22 protein-coding genes and 1 tRNA gene are annotated in these 20,749 nt (G+C 55.4%); 15 read left to right on the plus strand and 8 right to left on the minus strand.

Features of this window, described 5'->3' with window-relative positions; genetic code table 11:
- Nucleotides 1–11: 11 nt before the first annotated feature.
- The 12 genes from AC14IB_RS08145 to AC14IB_RS08200 all read left to right on the plus strand — a co-directional run bounded on the left by AC14IB_RS08145 (nucleotide 12) and on the right by AC14IB_RS08200 (nucleotide 7,420).
- A complete protein-coding gene (locus AC14IB_RS08145) occupies nucleotides 12–1,286 on the plus strand; it encodes a hypothetical protein (RefSeq protein WP_484231415.1) in 1,275 nt (424 codons plus the stop codon).
- The gene (locus tag AC14IB_RS08150) at nucleotides 1,286–3,148 is read left to right on the plus strand and encodes a hypothetical protein (protein WP_484231416.1); all 1,863 of its coding nucleotides are present in this window, start codon (nucleotides 1,286–1,288) and stop codon (nucleotides 3,146–3,148) included. Before AC14IB_RS08145 ends, AC14IB_RS08150 begins: the two co-directional genes overlap by 1 nt.
- Entirely contained in the window at nucleotides 3,145–3,666 is a 522-nt protein-coding gene (locus AC14IB_RS08155) for a terminase small subunit-like protein (RefSeq protein ID WP_484231417.1), read from the plus strand. Before AC14IB_RS08150 ends, AC14IB_RS08155 begins: the two co-directional genes overlap by 4 nt.
- Before the next feature lie 306 nt (nucleotides 3,667–3,972).
- Complete coding sequence (locus tag AC14IB_RS08160) at nucleotides 3,973–4,158, plus strand: hypothetical protein (RefSeq protein WP_484231418.1); 186 nt, start codon at nucleotides 3,973–3,975, stop codon at nucleotides 4,156–4,158.
- Nucleotides 4,151–4,564 (plus strand): hypothetical protein, encoded by a 414-nt coding sequence (locus AC14IB_RS08165; RefSeq protein ID WP_484231419.1) that lies wholly within the window; start codon nucleotides 4,151–4,153, stop codon nucleotides 4,562–4,564. Before AC14IB_RS08160 ends, AC14IB_RS08165 begins: the two co-directional genes overlap by 8 nt.
- On the plus strand, nucleotides 4,561–4,878 hold the full coding sequence (locus AC14IB_RS08170; RefSeq protein ID WP_484231420.1) for a hypothetical protein: 318 nt from the start codon (nucleotides 4,561–4,563) through the stop codon (nucleotides 4,876–4,878). The genes AC14IB_RS08165 and AC14IB_RS08170 overlap by 4 nt, the downstream gene beginning before the upstream one ends.
- Nucleotides 4,875–5,102 (plus strand): hypothetical protein, encoded by a 228-nt coding sequence (locus AC14IB_RS08175; RefSeq protein WP_484231421.1) that lies wholly within the window; start codon nucleotides 4,875–4,877, stop codon nucleotides 5,100–5,102. Before AC14IB_RS08170 ends, AC14IB_RS08175 begins: the two co-directional genes overlap by 4 nt.
- Nucleotides 5,095–5,280, plus strand: coding sequence for a hypothetical protein (locus AC14IB_RS08180; protein WP_484231422.1), 186 nt, complete (start codon nucleotides 5,095–5,097; stop codon nucleotides 5,278–5,280). The genes AC14IB_RS08175 and AC14IB_RS08180 overlap by 8 nt, the downstream gene beginning before the upstream one ends.
- 5 nt (nucleotides 5,281–5,285) lie before the next feature.
- Complete coding sequence (locus AC14IB_RS08185; RefSeq protein WP_484231423.1) at nucleotides 5,286–5,825, plus strand: hypothetical protein; 540 nt, start codon at nucleotides 5,286–5,288, stop codon at nucleotides 5,823–5,825.
- Nucleotides 5,826–5,914: 89 nt separating this feature from the next.
- Nucleotides 5,915–6,079, plus strand: coding sequence for a hypothetical protein (locus AC14IB_RS08190; RefSeq protein WP_484231424.1), 165 nt, complete (start codon nucleotides 5,915–5,917; stop codon nucleotides 6,077–6,079).
- Nucleotides 6,080–6,146: 67 nt separating this feature from the next.
- Nucleotides 6,147–6,887, plus strand: a complete 741-nt coding sequence (locus AC14IB_RS08195) for a hypothetical protein (RefSeq protein ID WP_484231425.1) — start codon at nucleotides 6,147–6,149, stop codon at nucleotides 6,885–6,887.
- On the plus strand, nucleotides 6,884–7,420 hold the full coding sequence (locus tag AC14IB_RS08200; RefSeq protein ID WP_484231426.1) for a PIN domain-containing protein: 537 nt from the start codon (nucleotides 6,884–6,886) through the stop codon (nucleotides 7,418–7,420). Before AC14IB_RS08195 ends, AC14IB_RS08200 begins: the two co-directional genes overlap by 4 nt.
- Before the next feature lie 24 nt (nucleotides 7,421–7,444).
- Here AC14IB_RS08200 and AC14IB_RS08205 read toward each other — a convergent pair whose 3' ends face one another.
- The 3 genes from AC14IB_RS08205 to AC14IB_RS08215 all read right to left on the minus strand — a co-directional run bounded on the left by AC14IB_RS08205 (nucleotide 7,445) and on the right by AC14IB_RS08215 (nucleotide 9,151).
- Nucleotides 7,445–7,621 (minus strand): hypothetical protein, encoded by a 177-nt coding sequence (locus AC14IB_RS08205; protein ID WP_484231427.1) that lies wholly within the window; start codon nucleotides 7,619–7,621, stop codon nucleotides 7,445–7,447.
- Nucleotides 7,622–7,872: 251 nt separating this feature from the next.
- Complete coding sequence (locus tag AC14IB_RS08210) at nucleotides 7,873–8,307, minus strand: hypothetical protein (RefSeq protein ID WP_484231428.1); 435 nt, start codon at nucleotides 8,305–8,307, stop codon at nucleotides 7,873–7,875.
- Nucleotides 8,270–9,151: a hypothetical protein gene (locus AC14IB_RS08215; RefSeq protein WP_484231429.1), complete on the minus strand. Its 882-nt coding sequence runs from the start codon at nucleotides 9,149–9,151 to the stop codon at nucleotides 8,270–8,272. Before AC14IB_RS08215 ends, AC14IB_RS08210 begins: the two co-directional genes overlap by 38 nt.
- Nucleotides 9,152–9,729: 578 nt before the next feature.
- On the opposite strand from AC14IB_RS08215, the gene surE reads away from it, so the two are divergent.
- Nucleotides 9,730–10,500, plus strand: a complete 771-nt coding sequence (gene surE / locus AC14IB_RS08220; protein ID WP_484231430.1) for a 5'/3'-nucleotidase SurE — start codon at nucleotides 9,730–9,732, stop codon at nucleotides 10,498–10,500.
- 50 nt (nucleotides 10,501–10,550) lie between these two features.
- Nucleotides 10,551–11,225, plus strand: coding sequence for a protein-L-isoaspartate(D-aspartate) O-methyltransferase (locus tag AC14IB_RS08225; RefSeq protein WP_484231431.1), 675 nt, complete (start codon nucleotides 10,551–10,553; stop codon nucleotides 11,223–11,225).
- 5 nt (nucleotides 11,226–11,230) lie between these two features.
- Here the strand turns inward: AC14IB_RS08225 and AC14IB_RS08230 are convergent.
- The 5 genes from AC14IB_RS08230 to mltF form a co-directional block, all read right to left on the minus strand.
- Nucleotides 11,231–11,307, minus strand: a tRNA-Arg gene (locus tag AC14IB_RS08230).
- A 30-nt stretch (nucleotides 11,308–11,337) separates the two neighbouring features.
- Nucleotides 11,338–12,222 (minus strand): sigma-70 family RNA polymerase sigma factor, encoded by an 885-nt coding sequence (locus AC14IB_RS08235; RefSeq protein WP_484231432.1) that lies wholly within the window; start codon nucleotides 12,220–12,222, stop codon nucleotides 11,338–11,340.
- 188 nt (nucleotides 12,223–12,410) lie between these two features.
- The gene (gene dapE / locus AC14IB_RS08240) at nucleotides 12,411–13,544 is read right to left on the minus strand and encodes a succinyl-diaminopimelate desuccinylase (protein ID WP_484231433.1); all 1,134 of its coding nucleotides are present in this window, start codon (nucleotides 13,542–13,544) and stop codon (nucleotides 12,411–12,413) included.
- Nucleotides 13,545–13,647: 103 nt separating this feature from the next.
- Nucleotides 13,648–15,093 (minus strand): alanine/glycine:cation symporter family protein, encoded by a 1,446-nt coding sequence (locus tag AC14IB_RS08245; RefSeq protein ID WP_484231434.1) that lies wholly within the window; start codon nucleotides 15,091–15,093, stop codon nucleotides 13,648–13,650.
- Nucleotides 15,094–15,126: 33 nt separating this feature from the next.
- Nucleotides 15,127–16,602 carry a membrane-bound lytic murein transglycosylase MltF gene (gene mltF / locus AC14IB_RS08250; protein ID WP_484231435.1) on the minus strand — a complete coding sequence of 492 codons (1,476 nt, stop codon included), beginning with the start codon at nucleotides 16,600–16,602 and terminating at the stop codon, nucleotides 15,127–15,129.
- 243 nt (nucleotides 16,603–16,845) lie between these two features.
- Here mltF and purL point away from each other — a divergent pair, with 243 nt between their 5' ends.
- The gene (gene purL / locus AC14IB_RS08255; RefSeq protein ID WP_484231436.1) at nucleotides 16,846–20,739 is read left to right on the plus strand and encodes a phosphoribosylformylglycinamidine synthase; all 3,894 of its coding nucleotides are present in this window, start codon (nucleotides 16,846–16,848) and stop codon (nucleotides 20,737–20,739) included.
- Nucleotides 20,740–20,749 lie beyond the last annotated feature (10 nt).

The raw sequence follows: 20,749 nt of genomic DNA on the forward strand, positions 1-20,749 counted from the left end.
AATTTAACCCGATGAATGCCTACGCCCAAGGCGCACAAATGGGCCAGCAGGCCCAAGACCGACGCCAGGCCAAGCAGCTTGCCGAGGGTCGCAAGTCCTATGGCAAGAACTACTTGATGCAGATGATGCAGCAATCACAGCCAGAGTACGGCGAAGGCCAGAGCTTCAACAAAAATGCATTCATGAATGGCGGCATGCTTGGCCTCGACACTGAGCAGGGTCTTGATATGACCAAGCCGCAGGCTCCGTATGTTGAGCAGAAAGCCGCCGGCATGAAGGCGAACATCGCGCCTATCGTTCGGCCGGCAGCCCAGTACGATCAGGGCGCTCATCTGGCACGAGCCGCGCAGGATGCAGCCAGTGCTGGTGATTGGGAGACCTTGGCAGAAATTCAGAAGCTCAGAGGCACCGAAAATGAGTTCTTTGGTCAAACGGTAGAGCTAGGTGACGGCAAGGTATATCAGCTGGGCAAAACCGGGATGCGGGAGCTTGGTGTGGCCAAGCCAAAGGAGAAATTCCAGATACTGCCTGATGGTCAAGTTGTAGATATGGGAAGCGGTATGCCGCAAGTTGTAACCAAGCTCAGTGTCGGGTTATCTCCAGCCCAGCAGGCCGCAGATGCACGAGCGAATGCTCGTGAAGACCGATTGATCGCAGCCGCAACGCGCCCCGATACGGGGAAAAATTTCGACCGGGAATTGAAGCTTAGCGACCGCTATCAGAGAGAAAGCCAGTCTTTCTTTGAGGTTCGGCAGGCGTATGACAATGTAAGCAACTCGCTCAAGCAGAGTTCGGCTGTGGGTGATCTTGCTGCCGCAACATCCATCATGAAGATGCTTGATCCAACATCTGTTGTTCGTGAGTCGGAGCTTGCTCTGTCATTGAATGCCACGGGCACTTTGGATCAAATGATTAATTACGCCCAGAAAATTCAAAACGGGCAGCGCCTCAATACCCAGCAACGGAAAGAATTCCTGGCGCTTGCCAATTCGATGCTTAGTACGGCAACTAGCTACAACCAGCGGTCTAGCAAGCGGATCTCCGATATGGCCGGCCAGTACGGCCTGAGTGTTCGCAATATCGTGGGTGAAGAGCCTCCTGCTCAGCCCGTGCAGCCTAAAGCCAGTGTTCGATCACGCCCAAGTCCTGCATCGCAACAGGCATACAAGGCGGGGCAAAATTTGGATCAAATGCCGCTTCCAAGTCAGCTGACGATAGGTACGGTGATCACTGTTGATGGCGTTGACTTTACGAACACCGGGAAGGCATGGAAGAGGGCGCAGTAATGGCTATCACCATAAAATCTATTCCGGAGCCTAAAGCCAAGGCTCTGTCAGCGAGGACTGGCATAGTTATCAAAAGCATTCCTGATGCGGTGACCTTTGGCCCGGTCAGGGAGGCCATTCAAGGCGCAACTTTTGGCTTTGGTGACGAGGCAGAGGCTGCGCTTCGTTCGATGGTTGGTGATGGTTCATATGATACCAATCATCGAATGATTAATGCTGCGCGTGATCGTTATGTGGCCGATAAGCCTGGCGAGGCTTTAGCTGCTAACTTGGCTGGCTCTTTCATTGCGCCTGGCGGGCTGATTGGTAAAGCAGTGCATGCCGCTACAACCCCTAAAAAGGCAATAGCTGCGGCGGCTGGCGGCGGATTGGCAACGGGCGCTTTGGCTGGTGCAGGTAGCGCTCGACCAGATGAGTCGCGTCTGAAAGGAGCTGGGAGTGGTGCTTTGCTTGGTGCTGTTGGCTCATCAGTCGGTGCAACAGTAGGGCGTGCTGCTGGCGCAGGTATTAATGCGGTTCGCAAGCGCACGGATGCAGCGCCGCTTCCCAATGACAAAGCCGGTGCGATTTACCTTGGTCGTTTGGCTGCAGGCGGAAGAACTCTGGATGATGTGGAGCAGCAAGTAATCCCTGGGACAATGCTGGCGGAGGTGTCTGGCCGGCCTGCGGAAGGTTTGGCGGGCGCTGTAGTGAGACGGACGCCAGAAGCTCAGGGCAAGGTGGCCGATATTTTCGAGAGCCGTCGAGACTCCCGAGCTGGAGACCTTTTGCGGCAAGTTCAGAGCGATGTCGCTGGTGGTGCTGATGTCACCATTAACCAAATTTCGAAGCTCTCAGACCTTGGTAAGAAGCGCTCAGCACCAATGTACGAAATGGCCTTTAATCGTGCCGCTCCCGTTCAGTCTGCCCGTATCGATGAGCTGATGACCCTGCCACCGTTTCAGGCTGCGTATTCGCGCGCACAGCGCATTGCCCAGCTGGACGGCAGGACAGTACCTGATCATGCGCCTGGGCAGCCGCTAGAGCTTCGCACGCTGGATTATGTCAAGAAGGGATTGGATGACCTGATATATGGATCCAAGCGTGATCCGCAGGCTTCGATTGGCCGAGAAGAGCTTCGCCTGATTGATGGGCTGCGGAAAGAGTTTGTGGATGAGGTTGATCGCAACTCGCCTGCCGCATATCAGCAAGCACGCCGAGTCTACTCAAACGCAGCCCGAGTTAACGAGGCAGCCGAAGCAGGACGCGATGCCTGGAAAAATGGCCCTGAGTACGTCACTGACTTCTTGAGCGATCAAGCTATTTCTATGAGCGAGAAGGAGGCTTTTCGCGCTGGTGCCAGCGCTGGCTTCAAGGAAATGGCAAGCAAGCGCAGGGATGGCCAAGAGCTCTTCCGAGCAATGGATTCTAGGCACATGCGTGATGTTGCGCAGGCTCTAAGCGGCGACTCGCTTGGTGGCCCATCTGCCGTTCCCGCATTAGTTGCTCGTCAGAAGTCTCAAGCTGATTTCGCAAATCGTCTTTCGGGTAACTCCGCCACTCAAGCACGGGCTGCAGAGGATGAGCTTCTCGGTAACTCCATCTCTGGCGCCGTCGATATGGCGCGTCAGGTCAAAGGGGGCAATGCTGTTGGCGTGCTGCAGAGACTCTATGACACGCATATGGCTGGCACGGATAAGACACGCAATGCCCTGTCTGATCTCATGTTCAATATAGATGCCGGCTCAAATCTTGAAGGCTTGCGCCGGCTCCGCGTGCTTGAGCAGATGCTACAGCAGCAGCGTGGAGTCAACAGAGCAGCCGTGGGCGCCGGTATCGGCGTTGGGTCTTCTGCAGCTGCCGGTGGAGACTTGATGCCATGAGTGACCTTGGACGCCCGAGTGAGTTTTCTCAAGAGACTGCAGATCTGATCTGCCTGCGCCTGGCGGAGGGGGAATCGTTGCGCTCTATATGCAACGACGATGACATGCCGTGCAAAGCAACAGTGATGCGTTGGTTACGGTCTTGGCCGGAGTTCAGAGACCAGTACGCGTGCGCGCGCGAGGCGCAGGCGGACACACTATTTGATGAGGTTCTGGATATTGCTGATGAGTCGAGCAATGACATGATCATCGATCCAGAAACCGGCCATGAGCGTACGAATCACGAAGTTGTCGCTCGTGCCAAGTTGCGTATTGATGCTCGTAAATGGATGGCCGGAAAGCTGCGGCCCAAGGTCTATGGCGACAAGTTGGACCTTGAGCACAGCGGGGCTCTCGACTTGAAAAATATGAGCGACGAGGATCTTGAGCGCCGAATCCAGCAGCTTATGAAAGAGGCCGGAGTTGTTGCTGTTTCAGAGATGCAGGTAAGCCTGCACGAAGCTTCCGAGGATGATTAATGATTTCTGATCGGATGCTTTGCTGGGTATCTTGCCAATACCATCAAGTTGTCATAACCTAAAATGGTCATGGTGAATCCCATGGCCGGGCTTGGTCGCCCGCTGAAATCTAGGCGCACAAGCGCCACCAAGATCATTGTCGGCGCTTTTTTTGTGCCCTCAGTGTGCCGTTATGGTGGCTGTGCGCGTGACACCTTCGGGTGTGCCGGGTTCCTAGATTCTCGGTCGACCAACGCGCGTACAGTCACCACCTCAACTTGCTTGGTCGCAAGTCGTGGTGACTCCTCTAATCTAGGAGTCTCACAAATGAGCAACACCGCCCAAGGTGCGTCCGCACCATCCCTGCTGTCCCGTCACATCGCTGCTGCACACCGTCGCATGGCACTTGCCGCCTTGCGTGCCGATAGCAGCGTGTCTGTCCGTCTGACCCGCTACAACCAACACATGACCAAGGCTCGTGGCTTGGAAGCTGTGGAGGTGCGCCATGCCTGAAGCCAAGCAAGCCATGAGCTGGGAAGAGTTGAACAAGGAGCGCAACCCGTTTCTCTTCTATGCCAAGCACGTGTCCACCCTGACTGGCGATGATGGTCGGCACGCGAAAGCCCATTGCGCCATCCCGAAAGCGCCAGAGATTCTGTGTCGGCTGGCGGATAGTTACGGCGATTGCCTAACCAGTGATGCGCACGTGGCATTGCGGACGCTGGGCACGCTGATCGAGGGCTATACATTGCACGATAGCCCGACCTATGAAGACGATCCTATGCAGGCACTGGCTGGCGTTGGCACGCTGATGCGCTTGCTGGCTGACGCAATGGAGGTTGGCCGGGATATTCAGTTTCATGCTGCTGAAGGTCTGCATAGCCATGGAGCAATTCAGGCTGTGGAGGTGGCGTCATGAGCAAGCCATTACTGCGCATTACCGGTGAACACTTTGTTGACTCGCCGGAGTCACTGCTGAAAACCATCGCCAAGCTGTCTGGCGCGCATTTCCCTGCTGATGACTTCCCGATTGATGCCCTGAGCGGCACCTTGCAGCGGGCGGCAGCACTGACCGTCGTGGTGCACTCCAATGTGGACGGTGACGGCAATCTGTCCAATGAGGTGCTGACTAATGTCGTGTGGGCGCTGCAAGGCCTGATCTGTGAGGCCCAGACGATTCTGGATGTCTGGCACACCGGCCTTGTTGTGGATCCGCGGAGGGTGAAGCCATGACGCCTGTTCAGGGGAGCAAGCGCAATGTCATGGCGTCCTTTCATGATACCTATGACATTCGGCGCGCCATTTTTGCAGAGCACCAGCGCAAGCTGAATGAGGTACGCAAGAAAGCCGCCAGCCAGCGCCAGAGTGAGGCTTTGGCCGTGCCCAGCAGAGTAGCTGAGATGACGCCCAGCGCGCCGGAGTGCGATTCAGTGCGCACGGAGGTGCGTCATGGGTAATGCTCAACTTGCTCAGTTTGCGCACTTCATGAGTTTCATAGCCGCCTTCACCCAAGCTATGCGCGAGGACGGTATCGAGGCTGTACGGGCTGCTGCGCTGCCTGGCGAAGCCTTCAACATTAAGAGCCTGAGCGTTGCTTTGGCGGAGCCGAAGGGCTCAGACAAATACGGGGAGTGACAGAAATGCCCAAAGAAGTTATTTGCCGAACGCCAGGCAAGGATTGCTGTTCATATGAGCTCAGAGTACGCCTGCATAACACCGAGCCCACTGCAATTTTCGGCAATGATGTGCTTCCCAGGGGCGCGCATAGATCTGCTGTTGAGCTGCGCGAGCTGGCGGATGTTTTGCACGAGATGGCGAGCAGTATTGATGGCCTGCATGGCTGGCCACAGAGACTGCATGACTTGATTGAGTTCGAGCCGCTACTCAATGATGCAGGAGTGGATGAGCTCAGTAATGGCGACATCGCTGCAGCTGGCCGGCGCTTGATGCTTGGGGTTATGACTCAGGGTGGTGAGGATCTCTTGGCGCTTCTGCGTGAGACCGGTGCCGACAACTGGAATGGGATGATTGACCAGATTGACGAGTATCGTCACTACCTGCGTCACATGCTGGGCTTGGCCAATAGCGCTTCTAGGCGACTGCAGGTGGTGACCATTTACCATACGGACCAACTCACACTGCAGGCTGCAGGCTCACCCGAGGGTGCTTCTTTGCAGTAGCCAGTACTGCCGGCCTCAGCAGTCTGAGCGTAATGCAGTGATTTCAAGAAGCATTTGAGGGGTCATCTGCTGCCAAAATTTGGTCACAGATGGCTTCTCAAGTGCAGCGAGATCGTGGGGGTGGCCGTACTTATAAATACAAGGGTGATCTTGGGGGGAGTGGCCGTACTTATAAGGGGGGAGGGAATGACTTGATTGAGCATTTGCTTGAGCTGGCGATCTTGATTAAGGCGGATGCGCAGTTCATCGGCTGACAGAGGTCGCATCAGCTCAGGCCTCTTGTTGCTGTAATTTCAGTCAAAGCCGTACTAGTATGTAGGTATGAACAAAGTCACGTGGACATACAATCTCCGCATCGTCGAGCGAAGCCCTGACCAGATCCCAATGGAGCGATTTGGTGAGTATGTGCGCGTCTTTGCTGAATTACTCGGCTCAGAGAACCAGCCTGTATTTGATGGCGTGCTCAATGAGAGCACTGGTATCTGTGCGCGCATTCCTGATCAGTGTACTCAGCAAGTTCGACTTCGACTGATTGAGTCAAAGTCATCTCCTGAGAGCAGGCCGGGCAAGGTTGCTGAAAAACTAGAGAGGATGATGGGTGAGGACGGACTGACAAGGATCGAGCTAAAGGACGCCTCGCAAAATCTTGTCCAGCTCTACGTTGGGACTCCGCCAGTCTCAGCCGATGCGGTTCGCATGAAGCACGATGGCACCGTTGATGGACAAGTGATCGGCATTATGGGTGCGGATGACACCATGCATCTTCATCTTAGAGATTATGCAGATCGCGTCGTCAGGCTAGTCGTTAAGGATGAGGAGCTTGCTAGAACTTTGGTTGCACACTTTCGCGGTGGGCCGGTAAGGCTAAGGGCTACGGGGTTCTGGGTCCGAACCGATGACGGATGGCTTCCTGAAAACAAGTGCATTGTCACTGACGTCGAATCTCTGGATGAGACGCCTGTTAGCGAAGTCTTTGCTCAGCTTGAGGAAATAGACGGCAATGGCTGGAAGGACATGAGTTCGCCCCAGAGCTTTTGGGCTTCTCTTAGGGGAATCAATTGAAAAGGGAATTTCCGCATAAATTGGTCGCTATTGATGCCAATTTTCTGATTGCTATGATCGCCCCAAAGGACATATCACAGGATAACCTTCAAAGAGTTATGCATCTGATTGGAGTAATCGAAAAGACCAAAGCGAAAATTGTGATTCCAATGCCTGCAATAGCTGAGTTTCTTGTTGGGGCTGATACGGCTGGAATTCAGATACTAAATTCCTTGGATAGAAAGTCGTTTATACAAATCGCATCCTTTGATCGTCCAGCTGCCTTTGAGTGTGCCAATATTGAGCGTTCTGCGCTCGGTGCCGGGGACAAGAGAGACGGCAGCGTGGAGCCGTGGCAAAAAATAAAAGTTGACCGTCAGATTATTGGTATCGCTAAAGCTAACGGAGCAACCCTGCTTGTTTCGTCAGATGGTAGATTGCGTGCAACTGCATTGAGAGTTGGCATTCAAGCCATGGATTTCGATGAGCTTGACTTGCCAGAGTCGTCTAAGCAGGTATTAATTGATTTTGAATCAGAGCAAGACCCTGAGTAATCAGTAGGCGTTTTTATTCTGAGTCTACCTCCGCGCCACCACCAGGCACTGCTCCAAAATCACTGAGTAGACGCCAATTTGATCAATTAGTAGCGCTGCAACTCGCGAACCTTCGCACCAAACGGCCAGCTCAGCCGTGCCGTCATCCTCATGCGTAACCGCGACCTGGTACTGCTTGCCACCAACCTCGAACGAATCCATGTCTTGCCTCCTGTATTTGCAGAAAGCGTAGGACATGAGTTGAGGTTTCGCTAGGTTAGGGGATGGCGCAACCGATCCCTAAATGCAGCGGCTGACAGTGCCTAGGTTAATAGTTGCGTAACAGCACTAGAGCTTGCTCTCGATCGACTGCAAGTCCGGGTCAAGCTCGGTGGTTTCGCGACTGGCCATGACTCACCCCAGACATGCCTCTATTGCCAGGGGTAGTCAGTTAAAAGCTTTTAAGTCTGGCGTCAGCTCAGCTCAATGAACACATTAGAGAAGCGCCATCCTGCCTCAACGAGATAGATCAGCGAGAGCAGCGAGAAAAAAGCCAAAACCACAAAGGCAATCTGCATGTTGCATGCCGAAAGAAACATGCTTACTACGCTCACAACAAGCACACACAGCAGCATGATGCAGGTGTGAAAAGTTTCTTTCACCAACCGCTGATAGTGACCCGTCATTCGCATATTGGCGACTAGCTTCCTGTCCATGACGGAAGTTAATAAGGCCACAGCTGTAATCAGAAAGCCAAGCAAAGTACCTGAAACACCTGCGGCAACGCCGGCTATGTCACTCAGATCAGCCGCAGGCATTGGTAGTCCGAGCTCCCAGAATTTCCATGCAGCAAATGCCGAGATGACTAGTCTAGTTAAGAGTGCCGCCCACCGGACCGAAGTATTCATTGATAGCCTCTTGGCACTCATCGCGAGCACCATCGATCAGCTGATACATGGTATCAGGGAATGGGAACCTGGCGTTCGCATCAGAAGTAATTGTCGTAGAAACGCGATCTGCGACCAAATCTATCGGATGAATTATGCCATCCTGCTCGACAATGACCTTGGCGGTAGTTGCTCCAAGCGAGGTCATGTTTCGCATGAACTGCTTCACCCCCCCAGCCAGGCCGCCGCGAGGATTGAGCTTCAGGTTTACCCCCATCTCGATATGCATTCCATCGGCGCCAGACTGACTTAGCAGCTGAAGTGTATTTGATGCGAAGTTGTCATTCTGGAACAGGGCAGGGTTGGTTGGCCGAGGCAAAGTCAGAATGAGCCGCTTCACTTCAGCGTTGCCAGTCATCAGTCGCTGCATTGCACCCGCTTGAATCACGGGCTCGGTATCGACGCGCGTACCCCAAACTTCGCTCAGAAAGGCTGCAAAGCGTGCTATCGGACTAGCGTGGCCATTCACATGCCATGCAATTACATTGTGTTCGCGATACCAAACGAAGAAGTTCTGCTCAATTAGTCCTTGGCCTTGGGCAAGTACAATTGCCTCTGCGTTCTCTCCCAAGCTTCCAATCTCTGGCAAATCAGAAGTACGGAACTTGCGGAGTCGCCCCCCGATGGAGCTACCGCCTCGGCGCGAGGTCAAGCCAAAAAGCTCGCGTGTATATTCATTGTCATTATGGCTAATTGTTCCCTGCAGCTGCAGGAGAGACTGCAATCCAGCCTCCGGGCTGGCAACCTCGGCTGTCGGCTGTATGGTGATCTGATAGAAATCGATTCTGTAGTGTTTCCGGGCCATCCTGCCCCTCCTGCATTATGCATTTTGTTGTTGTCATTTCATCCGATCGAACTTGCCTTGGCCCATCGGTACGGCACTGGAGTGGGAGGCGCAGCCAGCGAGGAGAGCGGTCAGTGTGATTGCGTATAGCTTCATGATGCCTCGGTGTTTTGGAGTTCTGCTTAAATCCTCTGTGCACCCAAGCAATGCCTAGCCAGTGCCATATTCATCACGCTCTCCTGCTTCTTGGGGCCAACCTTGGTTTGCGTCACCACAACGTTAAGGAGCTGACATCTGGCGCTTTTTATTGGTCGCGATTAGCGTAACCGATACGTAAGTGTCTATGCAGCATTCTTGTGCAGCCGCCGAGGTGTCGAGCATGATCGGTTCAGTGGGACAAGCAAGGCTTTAGATTGCATAGCATAATGAAAGTTGGTGCGTGTAACGGCAGTATAATTGTTGAGAGTTTGGCGTGTTCAATGCATCTCTTTTGATGTGTCAGCAACTATGGGTGACATCGAATTAAGAGGGTATAAATGCGGGTATACTTTCGAGTAATATTGAAAATACTTTAATTATTACAATTATTTAGGATTTAAATGCGATTTCTGCTGAGTAATGATGATGGCGTTTTTGCGCCCGGTTTGTTGGCTATGGCCGAGGTGCTGGCCACGCTCGGCGAGGTTACGGTGGTGGCGCCAGATATTGAGCGCAGTGCTTTTTCCAGTGCGCTAACCTTAGATCGGCCCTTACGCCCGCAACGACTCGCTAATGGCTTTATCGCGGTGAATGGCACGCCCGCCGACTGCGTTCATATTGCCCTCAATGGGCTGCTCGAGTTTGTGCCTGATGTGATTGTGTCGGGCATTAATGCCGGTGCTAATTTGGGTGATGACGTGATTTATTCCGGTACCGTCGCGGCCGCACTGGAAGGCCGCTTTACGGGCAAATCGTCTATGGCGGTGTCCTTGGTGGCCAGCCAGGCCAAGTCCTTAGGAATTGACGCTTATCGACCAGCCGCAATTCGAGCGGGAGAGCTATTGCAGCAGTGGTCCAGTCTGGTACTGCCCCCGCGCTGCATGCTTAATGTAAACGTGCCTGAAGGCCCCCTAACTTCGCATAAAGGCTTTGCGATGACTCGTCTGGGTCATCGCAACCCCAGCCCGCCCGTACTAAAGCTGCGTGATCCCCGTGGGCAGGATGTCTACTGGATTGGCCCGTCCGGCGAGCCGAGCGATGATGCCGATGGCACCGATTTTCACGCGATCAAAGAAGGCTTTATTAGCGTGACGGCGCTCGACAGTGACATGACCTGCCGACGCTCATCCGCCATGATGAGCCAATGGCTTGCTAAAGTTGGTGCAGTTTAGTGCGCTCGTGCTAGAGTCCAAAACTTACGTTTCTTAAGAATAATGATGACATGAGCTCAGGCCTTTCAATTGATCTTCAAGGCTCCGGGATGACCTCGGCGCGTACCCGTGAGCGCCTGATTAGCCGCCTGATGTCTCAAGGTATTCGCGATACCCGCGTGCTCGACGTGATGCGTCAAACGCCCCGTCATTTGTTTGTTGATGAGGCACTGGCACACCGGGCCTATGAAGACACCGCGCTGCCCATCGGCCATAGTCAAACCTTGTCCCAGCCTTACAGCGTCGCGCGTATGACTGAGTTGCTATTAGCCGATGGCCCGCGTCGTAAGGTGCTCGAAATCGGGACCGGCTCAGGCTACCAAACGGCCGTTTTGGCTCAGCTCGTGGCCATGGTTCATTCCGTCGAGCGCATTAAGCCGCTGCAAGATAAGGCGCGCGAACGTCTCAATAGTTTAGGCCTTAACAATGTCCGTTTGCGTCACGCGGATGGCTTGGGCGGCTGGCCCGGTGAGGGCGGCTATGATGGCATTATCGGTACAGCCGCAGCGTTAGGTGTGCCAAGCACGCTGACGGATTTGTTGGCAGTGGGTGGCTGTTTGATTCTGCCCGTTGGGGCTGGGCAGCAACAGTCGTTGATGCGCGTTCGTCGCACTGCCGAAGGCTTGCAGCAAGAGGTGATTGAGCCCGCGCATTTTGTGCCGATGTTAGGTGGCGTGATTCACTAAATCACTGGTGCCCTCGAGTGGAATCGAACCACCGACCTGCCCCTTAGGAGGGGGCCGCTCTATCCAACTGAGCTACGAAGGCATGTCACGCAGGGCAGCAATTCTAGCCTAGTCAGTGCGACTCTCCTACGTCATTGATGCAACTGGCATCATAACCAGCTTCTTCTAGCCAGATTTTTAGTTGCCGCTGCAGATGTAATTGAATCTGTCGAATGCGCTCCCGCGTCACGCCTAACTCGGCTGCGATGACATCTAAGGTGGTTTCTTGGCGACGACCGCCCATGCCAAAGCGAGCCATCAAAATGTATTGCTCCCTGGGTTTCATTTGCGCAATAAAGCGCTGTAAATGAAACGTTAAGTCTTCACGCTCCAGCGTTTCTTCGGGCGTCAAGCTGCTACTGTCAATTAGATTGTCTTGCCACTGACTTTGGCCATCCTCGCTGGGTGTTTGTAAGGAGCAAGTGGCTTGGTCCCATATGAGCAACTCTCGGACACATTGCGATGTGTCTCCGGTTTGCTTCGCTATATCACTTGCTGTGGCGGTTCGATAATGTGTTTGATTGAGCCGCTTTTGCGCGGATAAGTAGACGTTCAGGCGCTTAGCGATATGCACGGGTAATCTAATTAATCGGCATTTATTCATCATGCCGCGCCGAATGGTCTCGTGTATCCAATGTGTGGCGTAGGTTGAAAAACGAAAGCCCAAGCTAGGATCAAATTTACTGGCGGCGTGTATTAAACCTAAATTGCCCTCCGATACCATGTCATCCAAGCTTAAAGAGCTTTTATAACCGTAGCTTCGTTGGTAGCGTTTTGCAATATGAATAACTAGGCGGAGATTGCTCGCAATAATGCGATCTCGGGCGGTGATATCGCCTCGTCTCATCGCTAGCGTGAGTTGATGCTCCTCATCTGCACTGAGGAGAGGGTGCTGATTTACATCATGTAGGTAATAGTTAAAGGCAGCAGCGGACCCTGCTGCATTAAGTGAGCTCATATCATCATCCTTGATCTATGACGTAAATTCAGCCTTTACGTCTTGGCTTATATCGGCTGAAAGGAAGCAAATGAACACGGATTCCGCTAGTGATAATGTGTATGTGCTAGACAAATGGTGTACAAAAAGCGATATTCAGAAGGCTCTTTGCCTATAAGGGAAATCCATTTCCCTTCATTCAGTCTTGCTTAGGCGAGGAGTTTTTTCAGCAGTTGCTCATAGATATCGGTCAGCGTATCGAGGTCGTTGGCGCTGACGCATTCGTTAATCTGATGAATCGTTTTGTTTACTGGGCCGAGCTCAACAACCTGTGCGCCAGTCGGGGCAATGAAGCGTCCATCGGATGTGCCACCGCTGGTGGAAAGTTCGGTATCACGCCCGGTTACCTGGTTAATGGCCGCCACCGCAGCATTCACTAAATCACCGCGAGGGGTTAAGAAGGGATGGCCACTGAGCTTCCAGTTCAGCGTGTAATTCAGGCCATGACGCTGCAAAACCGACTCTGTACGTTCACGTAATTGTGTCTCGGTCAGCTCCGTGGAGAAGCGGAAGTTGAACACCACTTCCAGGTCACCTGGAATCACATTATTAGCGCCTGTGCCCGCGTTAATATTGGAGATCTGGAAGCTCGTGGCCGGGAAAAACTCGTTGCCGTGGTCCCAAGTTTCCGCGGCTAGCTCCGCTAGGGCGGGCAGGGCGCGATGAATTGGGTTGTCTGCCAAATGAGGATAGGCGACGTGGCCTTGACGGCCATGCACGGTAAGAATGCCGCCCAGTGAGCCACGGCGACCATTTTTAATGACATCGCCAACCTGTGCCGTACTCGAAGGCTCGCCGACTAAGCACCAATCAATTTTCTCTTTGCGAGCCTCTAGCGCTTCAATCACGCGCACCGTGCCATCGACAGCCACGCCTTCTTCATCACTGGTGATGAGGTAAGCAATAGAGCCCCGATGATCGGGGTGCTCTGCAACAAAGCGCTCGCATGCGACGACCATTGCCGCCAACGAGCCCTTCATATCAGCAGCGCCACGACCCGTTAGCATGCCACCTTCAATGCACGGTTCGAACGGCGGAATTTTCCATTGCTCAATGGGGCCGGTTGGCACGACATCGGTATGGCCGGCAAAGCAAAAAACCGGCGCTTGATCGCCACGACGCGCCCAGAAGTTATCCACGTCACCAAAGCGTAAGCGTTCAATACGAAATCCAATCGCTTCCAGACGGCGAATCATTAGGGTTTGGCAGTCGGCATCAAAAGGCGTAACAGAAGGCTCGCGGATGAGATCGAGGGTGAACTTCAGGGTGGGCGAAAGCGTCATGGGTAGTCAGCTAGTCAATTAAAAGAGAGGAAGAGTTTAGCGAGCTTACGCCGAGGCGTCATGCGACAAACCACGGCGGAAGATTAAGCACACAAAGGCTGCTTCAGCGCGTGCGAGCGATTTCGCCTGAGCGCAATTTAGCCTGATAAATTTTCAGGTCGCGTTTCACCTCGGGCATCAAAATATACAGTCCAATAACATTGGGGATGGCCATTAAAAAGATCATGGCATCCGAGAAGTCAATGACGGGGCCTAAGCTCATGCTGCTGCCGATGACGGCGCAGGAGCAGAAAAATAATTTAAAGGCGAGCTCCACGCCGGGCCTTTCTCCGGTGATGTAGGTCAGTGCTTTAAGGCCGTAGTAGAACCAAGAAATCATCGTAGAAAAGGCAAACAAGACCACCGAAACCGCCAGCACCAGGGGGAACCAGGAAACAGCACTACCAAAGGCATCGGAGGTGAGCTGAACGCCGGTGAGTTCGCTATCCAAGCGGCCAGTGATAATGATCACGAGGGCGGTCATGGTACAAATCACTACGGTGTCAATAAAAGGCTCCAGCAAGGCTACATAGCCTTCGCTGATCGGATGCTTAGTGCGTGCTGTCGCGTGAGCAATAGCGGCAGACCCTATGCCCGCTTCGTTAGAGAAGGCGGCGCGCTTAAAGCCCTGAATCAGTGCGCCCAACACCCCACCCGTGACGCCAGCACTGGTGAATGCACCCTCCAAAATTTGTTGAACGGCATAGCCAATATGTTCGATGTTGCTGGCGATAACGAACAGCGAGGCACTGACGTAGAGCAGGACCATAAACGGCACAATTTTTTCGGCAACACGCGCGATGGATCGAGCGCCGCCAATGATGACGCAGCCCAGTACGACAGCAATAATAAGACCGAACAGCCAGCCTTTATCTGCCCACCAACTGCCGCTGCCACCCGTGACATTGACCACTTGTTGGAACGACTGGTTGGCTTGGAACATGTTGCCGGCACCGATGGATCCACCAATACAGCACAGCGCAAACAGAATGGCCAGTGCTCGTCCAAATGTGCCCATGCCGCGTTGGGCAAGACCTTTGGTGAGGTAGTACATGGGGCCGCCCGAGATGCTGCCATCGGGGTATTCATTGCGGTATTTAACGGCCAGGGTGCATTCGACAAATTTCGTCGCCATACCGAGGAAGCCGGCCAGAATCATCCAAAAAGTGGCACCTGCTCCGCCAATGCTGATGGCAACGGCAACGCCCGCAATATTGCCCAGACCTACTGTGCCAGATAAAGCCATTGAGAGGGCTTGGAAGTGTGATGCCTCACCAGCTGCATCGCAGTTCTTAGCGCTGTACTTGCCTTGAATGAGTCGAACGGAATGACCTAAACCGCGTAACTGAAGAAAGCCAAAATAGCCGGTGAAAATAAAACTGGCGATGACTAACCAACCCAGAATCAAGGGGAAGGGTGTACCTACAAGCTCGATGGGATAGAACAGGGTGGATGAAATGGCATCAGATACCGGCGAAATGGCGGCATTGATTTGGGCGTCTAAGCTCACAGGGACTCCTTAAAGTGCCTGCGGGCTAGAGGCTCACTGGGTGAGTCGGCCCGGCAGGGTAATGTCGTAATCGAGTTGAGCCACACGCTGTTGATCGCGCTCGGCATCATGATTCAGTGCGATCGCATCATAATAGCGACGGACCTGTTGAACATAGTGCAAAGCTTGCTTCACATCGGGAGCTGGCTTGCCAGTTGCACGATTGTGTTGTTCTAAGGTCACTAAGTTTCGGGAAACGTCTAGCCAGCTGTTGGGGTCGCCTTGCAGTTTACGCGTGAGTTTTCGCGCTGCAATCATATGGCCAGGGCCCATGTTATAGGCTGCCAATGCCATCCAAGTGCGGTCAGGTTCTTTTACGCTGGCGGGGAGCTTTGACAAAATTTGTTTGAAGTAGGCAGTGCCACCTTGGATGCTATCTTTAGGTAGTGTGCGGTTTTTAACGCCCATCAGCTTTGCCGTGTCTTGCGTCAGCATCATCAGGCCTTGTACGCCAGTCGGTGAAATCGCGTTCTGATCCCAGTGCGATTCTTGGTAGGAAATGGCGGCCAATAAACGCCAATCCAAGCCGTGTTGTGCGCTTTGCTTTTCAAACTCACGCTGATATCGCGGTAACCTGACGGAAATATCTTTTTGGAAGCTTTTTGCACCAAAGCGATTAAAGGCATCGCCGGTGCCATAAAAGGCGGCGAGACGCTCTAGCGTACCATCGGACTGTTTACGCGTTAAAAAGTTTTGAGCGGCTTGATACAAGCTTTCATCGGCAGATTTTAAGAATACCCATGCCACGGCATCGCTCTTAGCAAACGACAAGCCGTCACGAAGATTAGGGAATAAAGGGCGGTAAGCATCGAATTCCTGATCGATCATGCCGACGTAATCAACTTTACCTTGGTCAAGCAGGGTGAGCAGATCCAAGCTGTCGCCTTCTTTGAACTCCACGAGACGCACGCCCTCTACATCGGCAAGAGCACTGCGTAATCGTTTCGCTTCGCTGCTGCCCGCAATAACCGCAATGGTGCTCTGGCGTAAATCGTCTAAAGAGGTGGGCTGAAAGCGATCATTGCGTTGAATTAATTGTTGCTCAAGTTCAATGAGTGGCGCACTAACACGCAAGCGGTTCAAGCGCTGGTCGTGAGCGGCATGAACGGTTAACGCTAACTGCGCGTGATTACGACGCACAGAGTTTAAGACTTGTTGATCATCTTTGACGGGATCAACGATGAGTTTTACGCCGAGCTCATTGGCAAATTGTTGGGCCAATTCAAATTGTAGGCCGTGCACATTGCCATCGCGCTGATAGAACGTGGTGGGGCTGCTGACGCCAACTAAATGCAATTCGCCCGAATTGCGAACGTGTTGCAGGGCGTTGAGCGAGGGTTGCAAGGCCATGCTGCCGGCCGCCAAAGATAGGCCGAGCGTTACGCGGAGATGGCGCGAGTTCAGTCTTTGCAGCTGCTGCATCAGTTTCCGATGAGGTCGCAGGCGCTTATTGAGGCGGGCGTTAGTCATCTATGGCCTAGCATTGGCGCACTCATCAGAGTGCAGTTGATTGAACTTTAGTCAGCTCGACGGGGCTTGTCTAGTTTGCTCAGATGAGTAGTGCTGGATTGTCGAACAATTATTGGTTTTGAATGGCAGATGTTTTCACGATGAATTACGCCGCTGTCGCCCAAAGTTGCCGCCCGAAACGACTGGTTTTTCGCTACAATATGTCCAACTTTTTATTCCTTCCGATGCTCCGCGAGACCATTCATGCTGATTTTGTCTGGCGCGCCCGCGCTGTCTGCTTTTCGTCAAAACCGCCTGTTGCAAGACCTGCAAACCGAATTCCCTGCGTTGACAGCACTTAGCGCACGCTGGCTGCATCTGGTGGAGACTGATTTGAGCGAGGCTCCGGCGCAGCTTCAGGCGTTGCTGACCTATGGCGACGCGCTCTCGGCGGATGGCGCTGACAGCGGCCGTCTCGCCGTGGTGGTGCCGCGTCCGGGCACGATCTCGCCGTGGTCATCGAAAGCCACCGACATTGCCCGCAATACCGGGCTGACCGATGTGCGCCGCATCGAGCGCGCCACGGCCTACTGGCTGGCCGGCGCTGAAGCGCTGAATGCCGCCGAGTGGCAGGCCTTGACCGCGAAGCTGCACGATCGCATGACGGAAGTGGTGCTCGACTCCGCCGAAGCGGCTAGCGTGCTGTTCACGCACGAAGCGCCGCGCGCGCTGGCCTCGGTCGATATTCTTGGTGGTGGTCGCGAGGCGCTGGTCAATGCCAATCGTGAGCAGGGCTTCGCGCTCAGCCCGGACGAAATCGATTATCTGGTCGACAACTTCACCCAGCTTGGTCGCAACCCCAACGACATCGAGCTGATGATGTTTGCGCAGGCCAACTCCGAGCACTGCCGCCACAAGATCTTCAATGCCTCGTGGACCATCGATGGCAAGCCGGCGCCAAAGTCGCTGTTCGGTATGATCAAAAACACCTACGAGAATTACAGCGACAACATCTTGTCGGCTTACAAGGACAACGCGGCGGTGATCGTCGGTCACGATGCCGAGCGCTTCTACCGCGTCGGCGGTGACACCACCTACGGCTTCAGCCAGGAGCCGGTGCACATCCTGATGAAGGTGGAAACACATAACCACCCGACGGCGATCTCGCCATTTCCGGGTGCGTCCACCGGTTCCGGCGGCGAGATCCGCGATGAGGGAGCGACTGGTCGTGGCGGCAAGCCGAAGGCGGGCCTCACCGGCTTCACGGTATCAAACCTAAATATCCCCGGTTTTGAGCAGCCCTGGGAAAAGCCCTACGGCAAGCCCGGCCGCATCGTGACCGCGCTGGACATCATGATTGATGGTCCGCTCGGCGGCGCGGCATTCAACAACGAATTCGGCCGTCCGGCGCTGTGCGGGTATTTCCGCAGTTTCGAGATGACCGTGAACGGCGTCAGTGGTGCTGAAGTGGCGGGCTACCACAAACCCATCATGATCGCCGGCGGCTACGGCAATATCCGTGAAGATCATGTGCAAAAAAATGCGATTAAGCCCGGCGATCTGCTGATCGTGCTCGGTGGCCCGGCGCTGCTGATCGGTCTGGGTGGCAGCGCAGCATCCTCCATGGCCAGCGGTGCCAGCGCCGAGAATCTCGATTTCGCCTCGGTGCAGCGCGATAACCCGGAGATGGAGCGGCGTGCGCAGGAAGTCATCGACACCTGCTGGAGCATGGGCGCGAACAACCCCATCGTGGCGATTCACGATGTCGGCGCGGGCGGTTTGTCGAACGCGATGCCGGAGCTGGTCAACGATCACGAGCTGGGTGCAACGCTGAACCTGCGTGCCATCCCCAGCCTGGAGTCGGGCATGGCACCAGTCGAGATTTGGTGCAACGAGGCACAGGAACGCTATGTGCTGGCCATCGAGCCGGGCAGCCTGGCGCTGTTCCAGTCCATCTGCGAGCGTGAGCGGGCGCTGTTTGCCGTGCTCGGTGAAGCGACCCAGGTGCGTCACTTGACCGTGGCCGACCCGCAGTTCGGCAACAATCCGGTGGACATGCCCATGCAGGTGCTGCTCGGCAAGACGCCGAAGATGCAGCGCAGCTTTGCGCGCCAGGCGCTGGTGCAGCCGGCCTTCAATGCCGAGGGCATTTCGTTGTCCGATGCCGCCACGCGCGTGCTGCGTCTGCCGGCGGTGGCGTCCAAGCAATTCCTCATCACCATCGGCGACCGTTCGGTGACCGGCCTCGTAGCCCGTGAGCAGATGGTCGGCCCCTGGCAGGTGCCGGTGGCCGATGTCGCCGTGACCGCGACCGGCTTCAAGACCGAAACCGGCGAAGCCATGGCGATGGGTGAGCGCACGCCGGTGGCCATCCTCAATGCGGCGGCGTCGGCCCGTCTCGCCGTGGGCGAAACCATCACCAACATCGCGGCGGCGCGCATCGCCAAGCTCTCCGACATCAAACTGTCGGCGAACTGGATGGCGGCTGCCGGTGCCGGCAAGCAGGATGAAGATCTGTTCGATGCCGTGCATGCGGTCGGCATGGAGCTTTGCCCGGCGCTGAACCTGACCATCCCGGTCGGCAAGGACTCCATGTCCATGCGTACGGTCTGGGAGGATGGCGCTGAGAAGAAGGCCGTGACCTCGCCGATGTCGCTGGTGGTCACCGGTTTCGCGCCGGTGAGCAATGTCCGCCACACGCTGACGCCGCAGCTGCGCACCGACAAGGGCGCGACCACGCTGCTGCTGATCGACCTCGGTCGCGGCCAGAACCGTCTCGGTGCTTCGGCGCTGGCACAGGTTTATGGCCAGACCGGCTCGGTGCCGGCAGATGTAGACAGTCCGGCGCTGCTGCAGGATTTCTTCGACGGCATCCAGGCACTCAATGCTGCCGGCAAACTGCTGGCCTATCACGACCGTGGCGACGGCGGCCTGTTTGCGACCCTGGCGGAGATGGCCTTCGCCGGTCGCAGCGGCATCCGCGCAGATCTGACGCGCTTAGGTCAGGACACGCTGGCCGCACTGTTCAGCGAAGAGCTGGGCGCTGTCGTGCAGGTGCGCAGTGCCGATGCCGGTGCCGTGCAAGCTGCGTTTGCCGGCACCTCGCTGGCTGGCCATGTCCATGCCATCGGCACGCTCAGTGGCGATGACACGCTGCACTTCGTCAAGGCCGGTGCCGAGCTGCTCACGTTGGCTCGCGCCGAAGCCCAGCAGCTATGGGCCGAAACTAGCTATCGCATTCAGGCGCTGCGCGACAACGCCGATTGCGCCCAGGAAGAGTTTGCGGCGCTGGCACAGCCGGCTGCTCCGGAAAATGCAGGCCTGAGCGTCAAGCTCAGCTATGACCTCAACGACAACATCGCTGCGCCGTTCATTGCCAGCGGCGTGCGTCCGCGCGTGGCCATCCTGCGTGAACAGGGCGTGAACGGTCATGTCGAAATGGCGGCTGCCTTCGATCTCGCCGGCTTCACTGCGATTGATGTGCACATGAGCGACCTGATTGCCGGTCGCGTCGATCTCGCCAGTTTCGCCGGCCTCGTTGCCTGCGGCGGTTTCTCCTACGGCGACGTGCTCGGTGCCGGCGGCGGCTGGGCCAAGACCGTGCTCTTCAACGAGCGCGTGCGCGATCAGTTCGCCACCTTCTTTGCGCGGCCGGACAGCTTCTCGCTGGGCATCTGCAACGGCTGCCAGATGCTGTCGCAGCTGAAAGAGCTGATTCCCGGTGCTGATCTGTGGCCGCGCTTTGTACGCAACCGCAGCGAAGTGTTCGAGGCACGCACAGCGCTGGTGGAAGTGCCGGCATCGCCGTCGATCTTCCTTGCCGGCATGGCCGGTTCGCACATGCCGATTGCCGTCGCGCACGGTGAAGGCCGCGCCCATGACAGCGCCGACAACCTGCAGGCGCTGGCCGGCAGCGGCCTGGTCGCGCTCGGCTGGGTCGATGGCCAGGGCCAGCGTACGCAGCAGTATCCGCTCAACCCCAATGGCTCCCCGTTCGGCATCGCCGGGGTGACCTCGGCCGATGGCCGCGCCACCATCATGATGCCGCATCCGGAGCGCGTGTTCCGCGCCATCCAGCACAGCTGGCGTCCGGACGAGTGGCTGGAAGACGGCCCGTGGGCACGCATGTTCCGCAACGCCCGCCAGTTTGTTGGCTGAGGTCTGAACA

The organism is Perlucidibaca sp., from assembly GCF_057084925.1.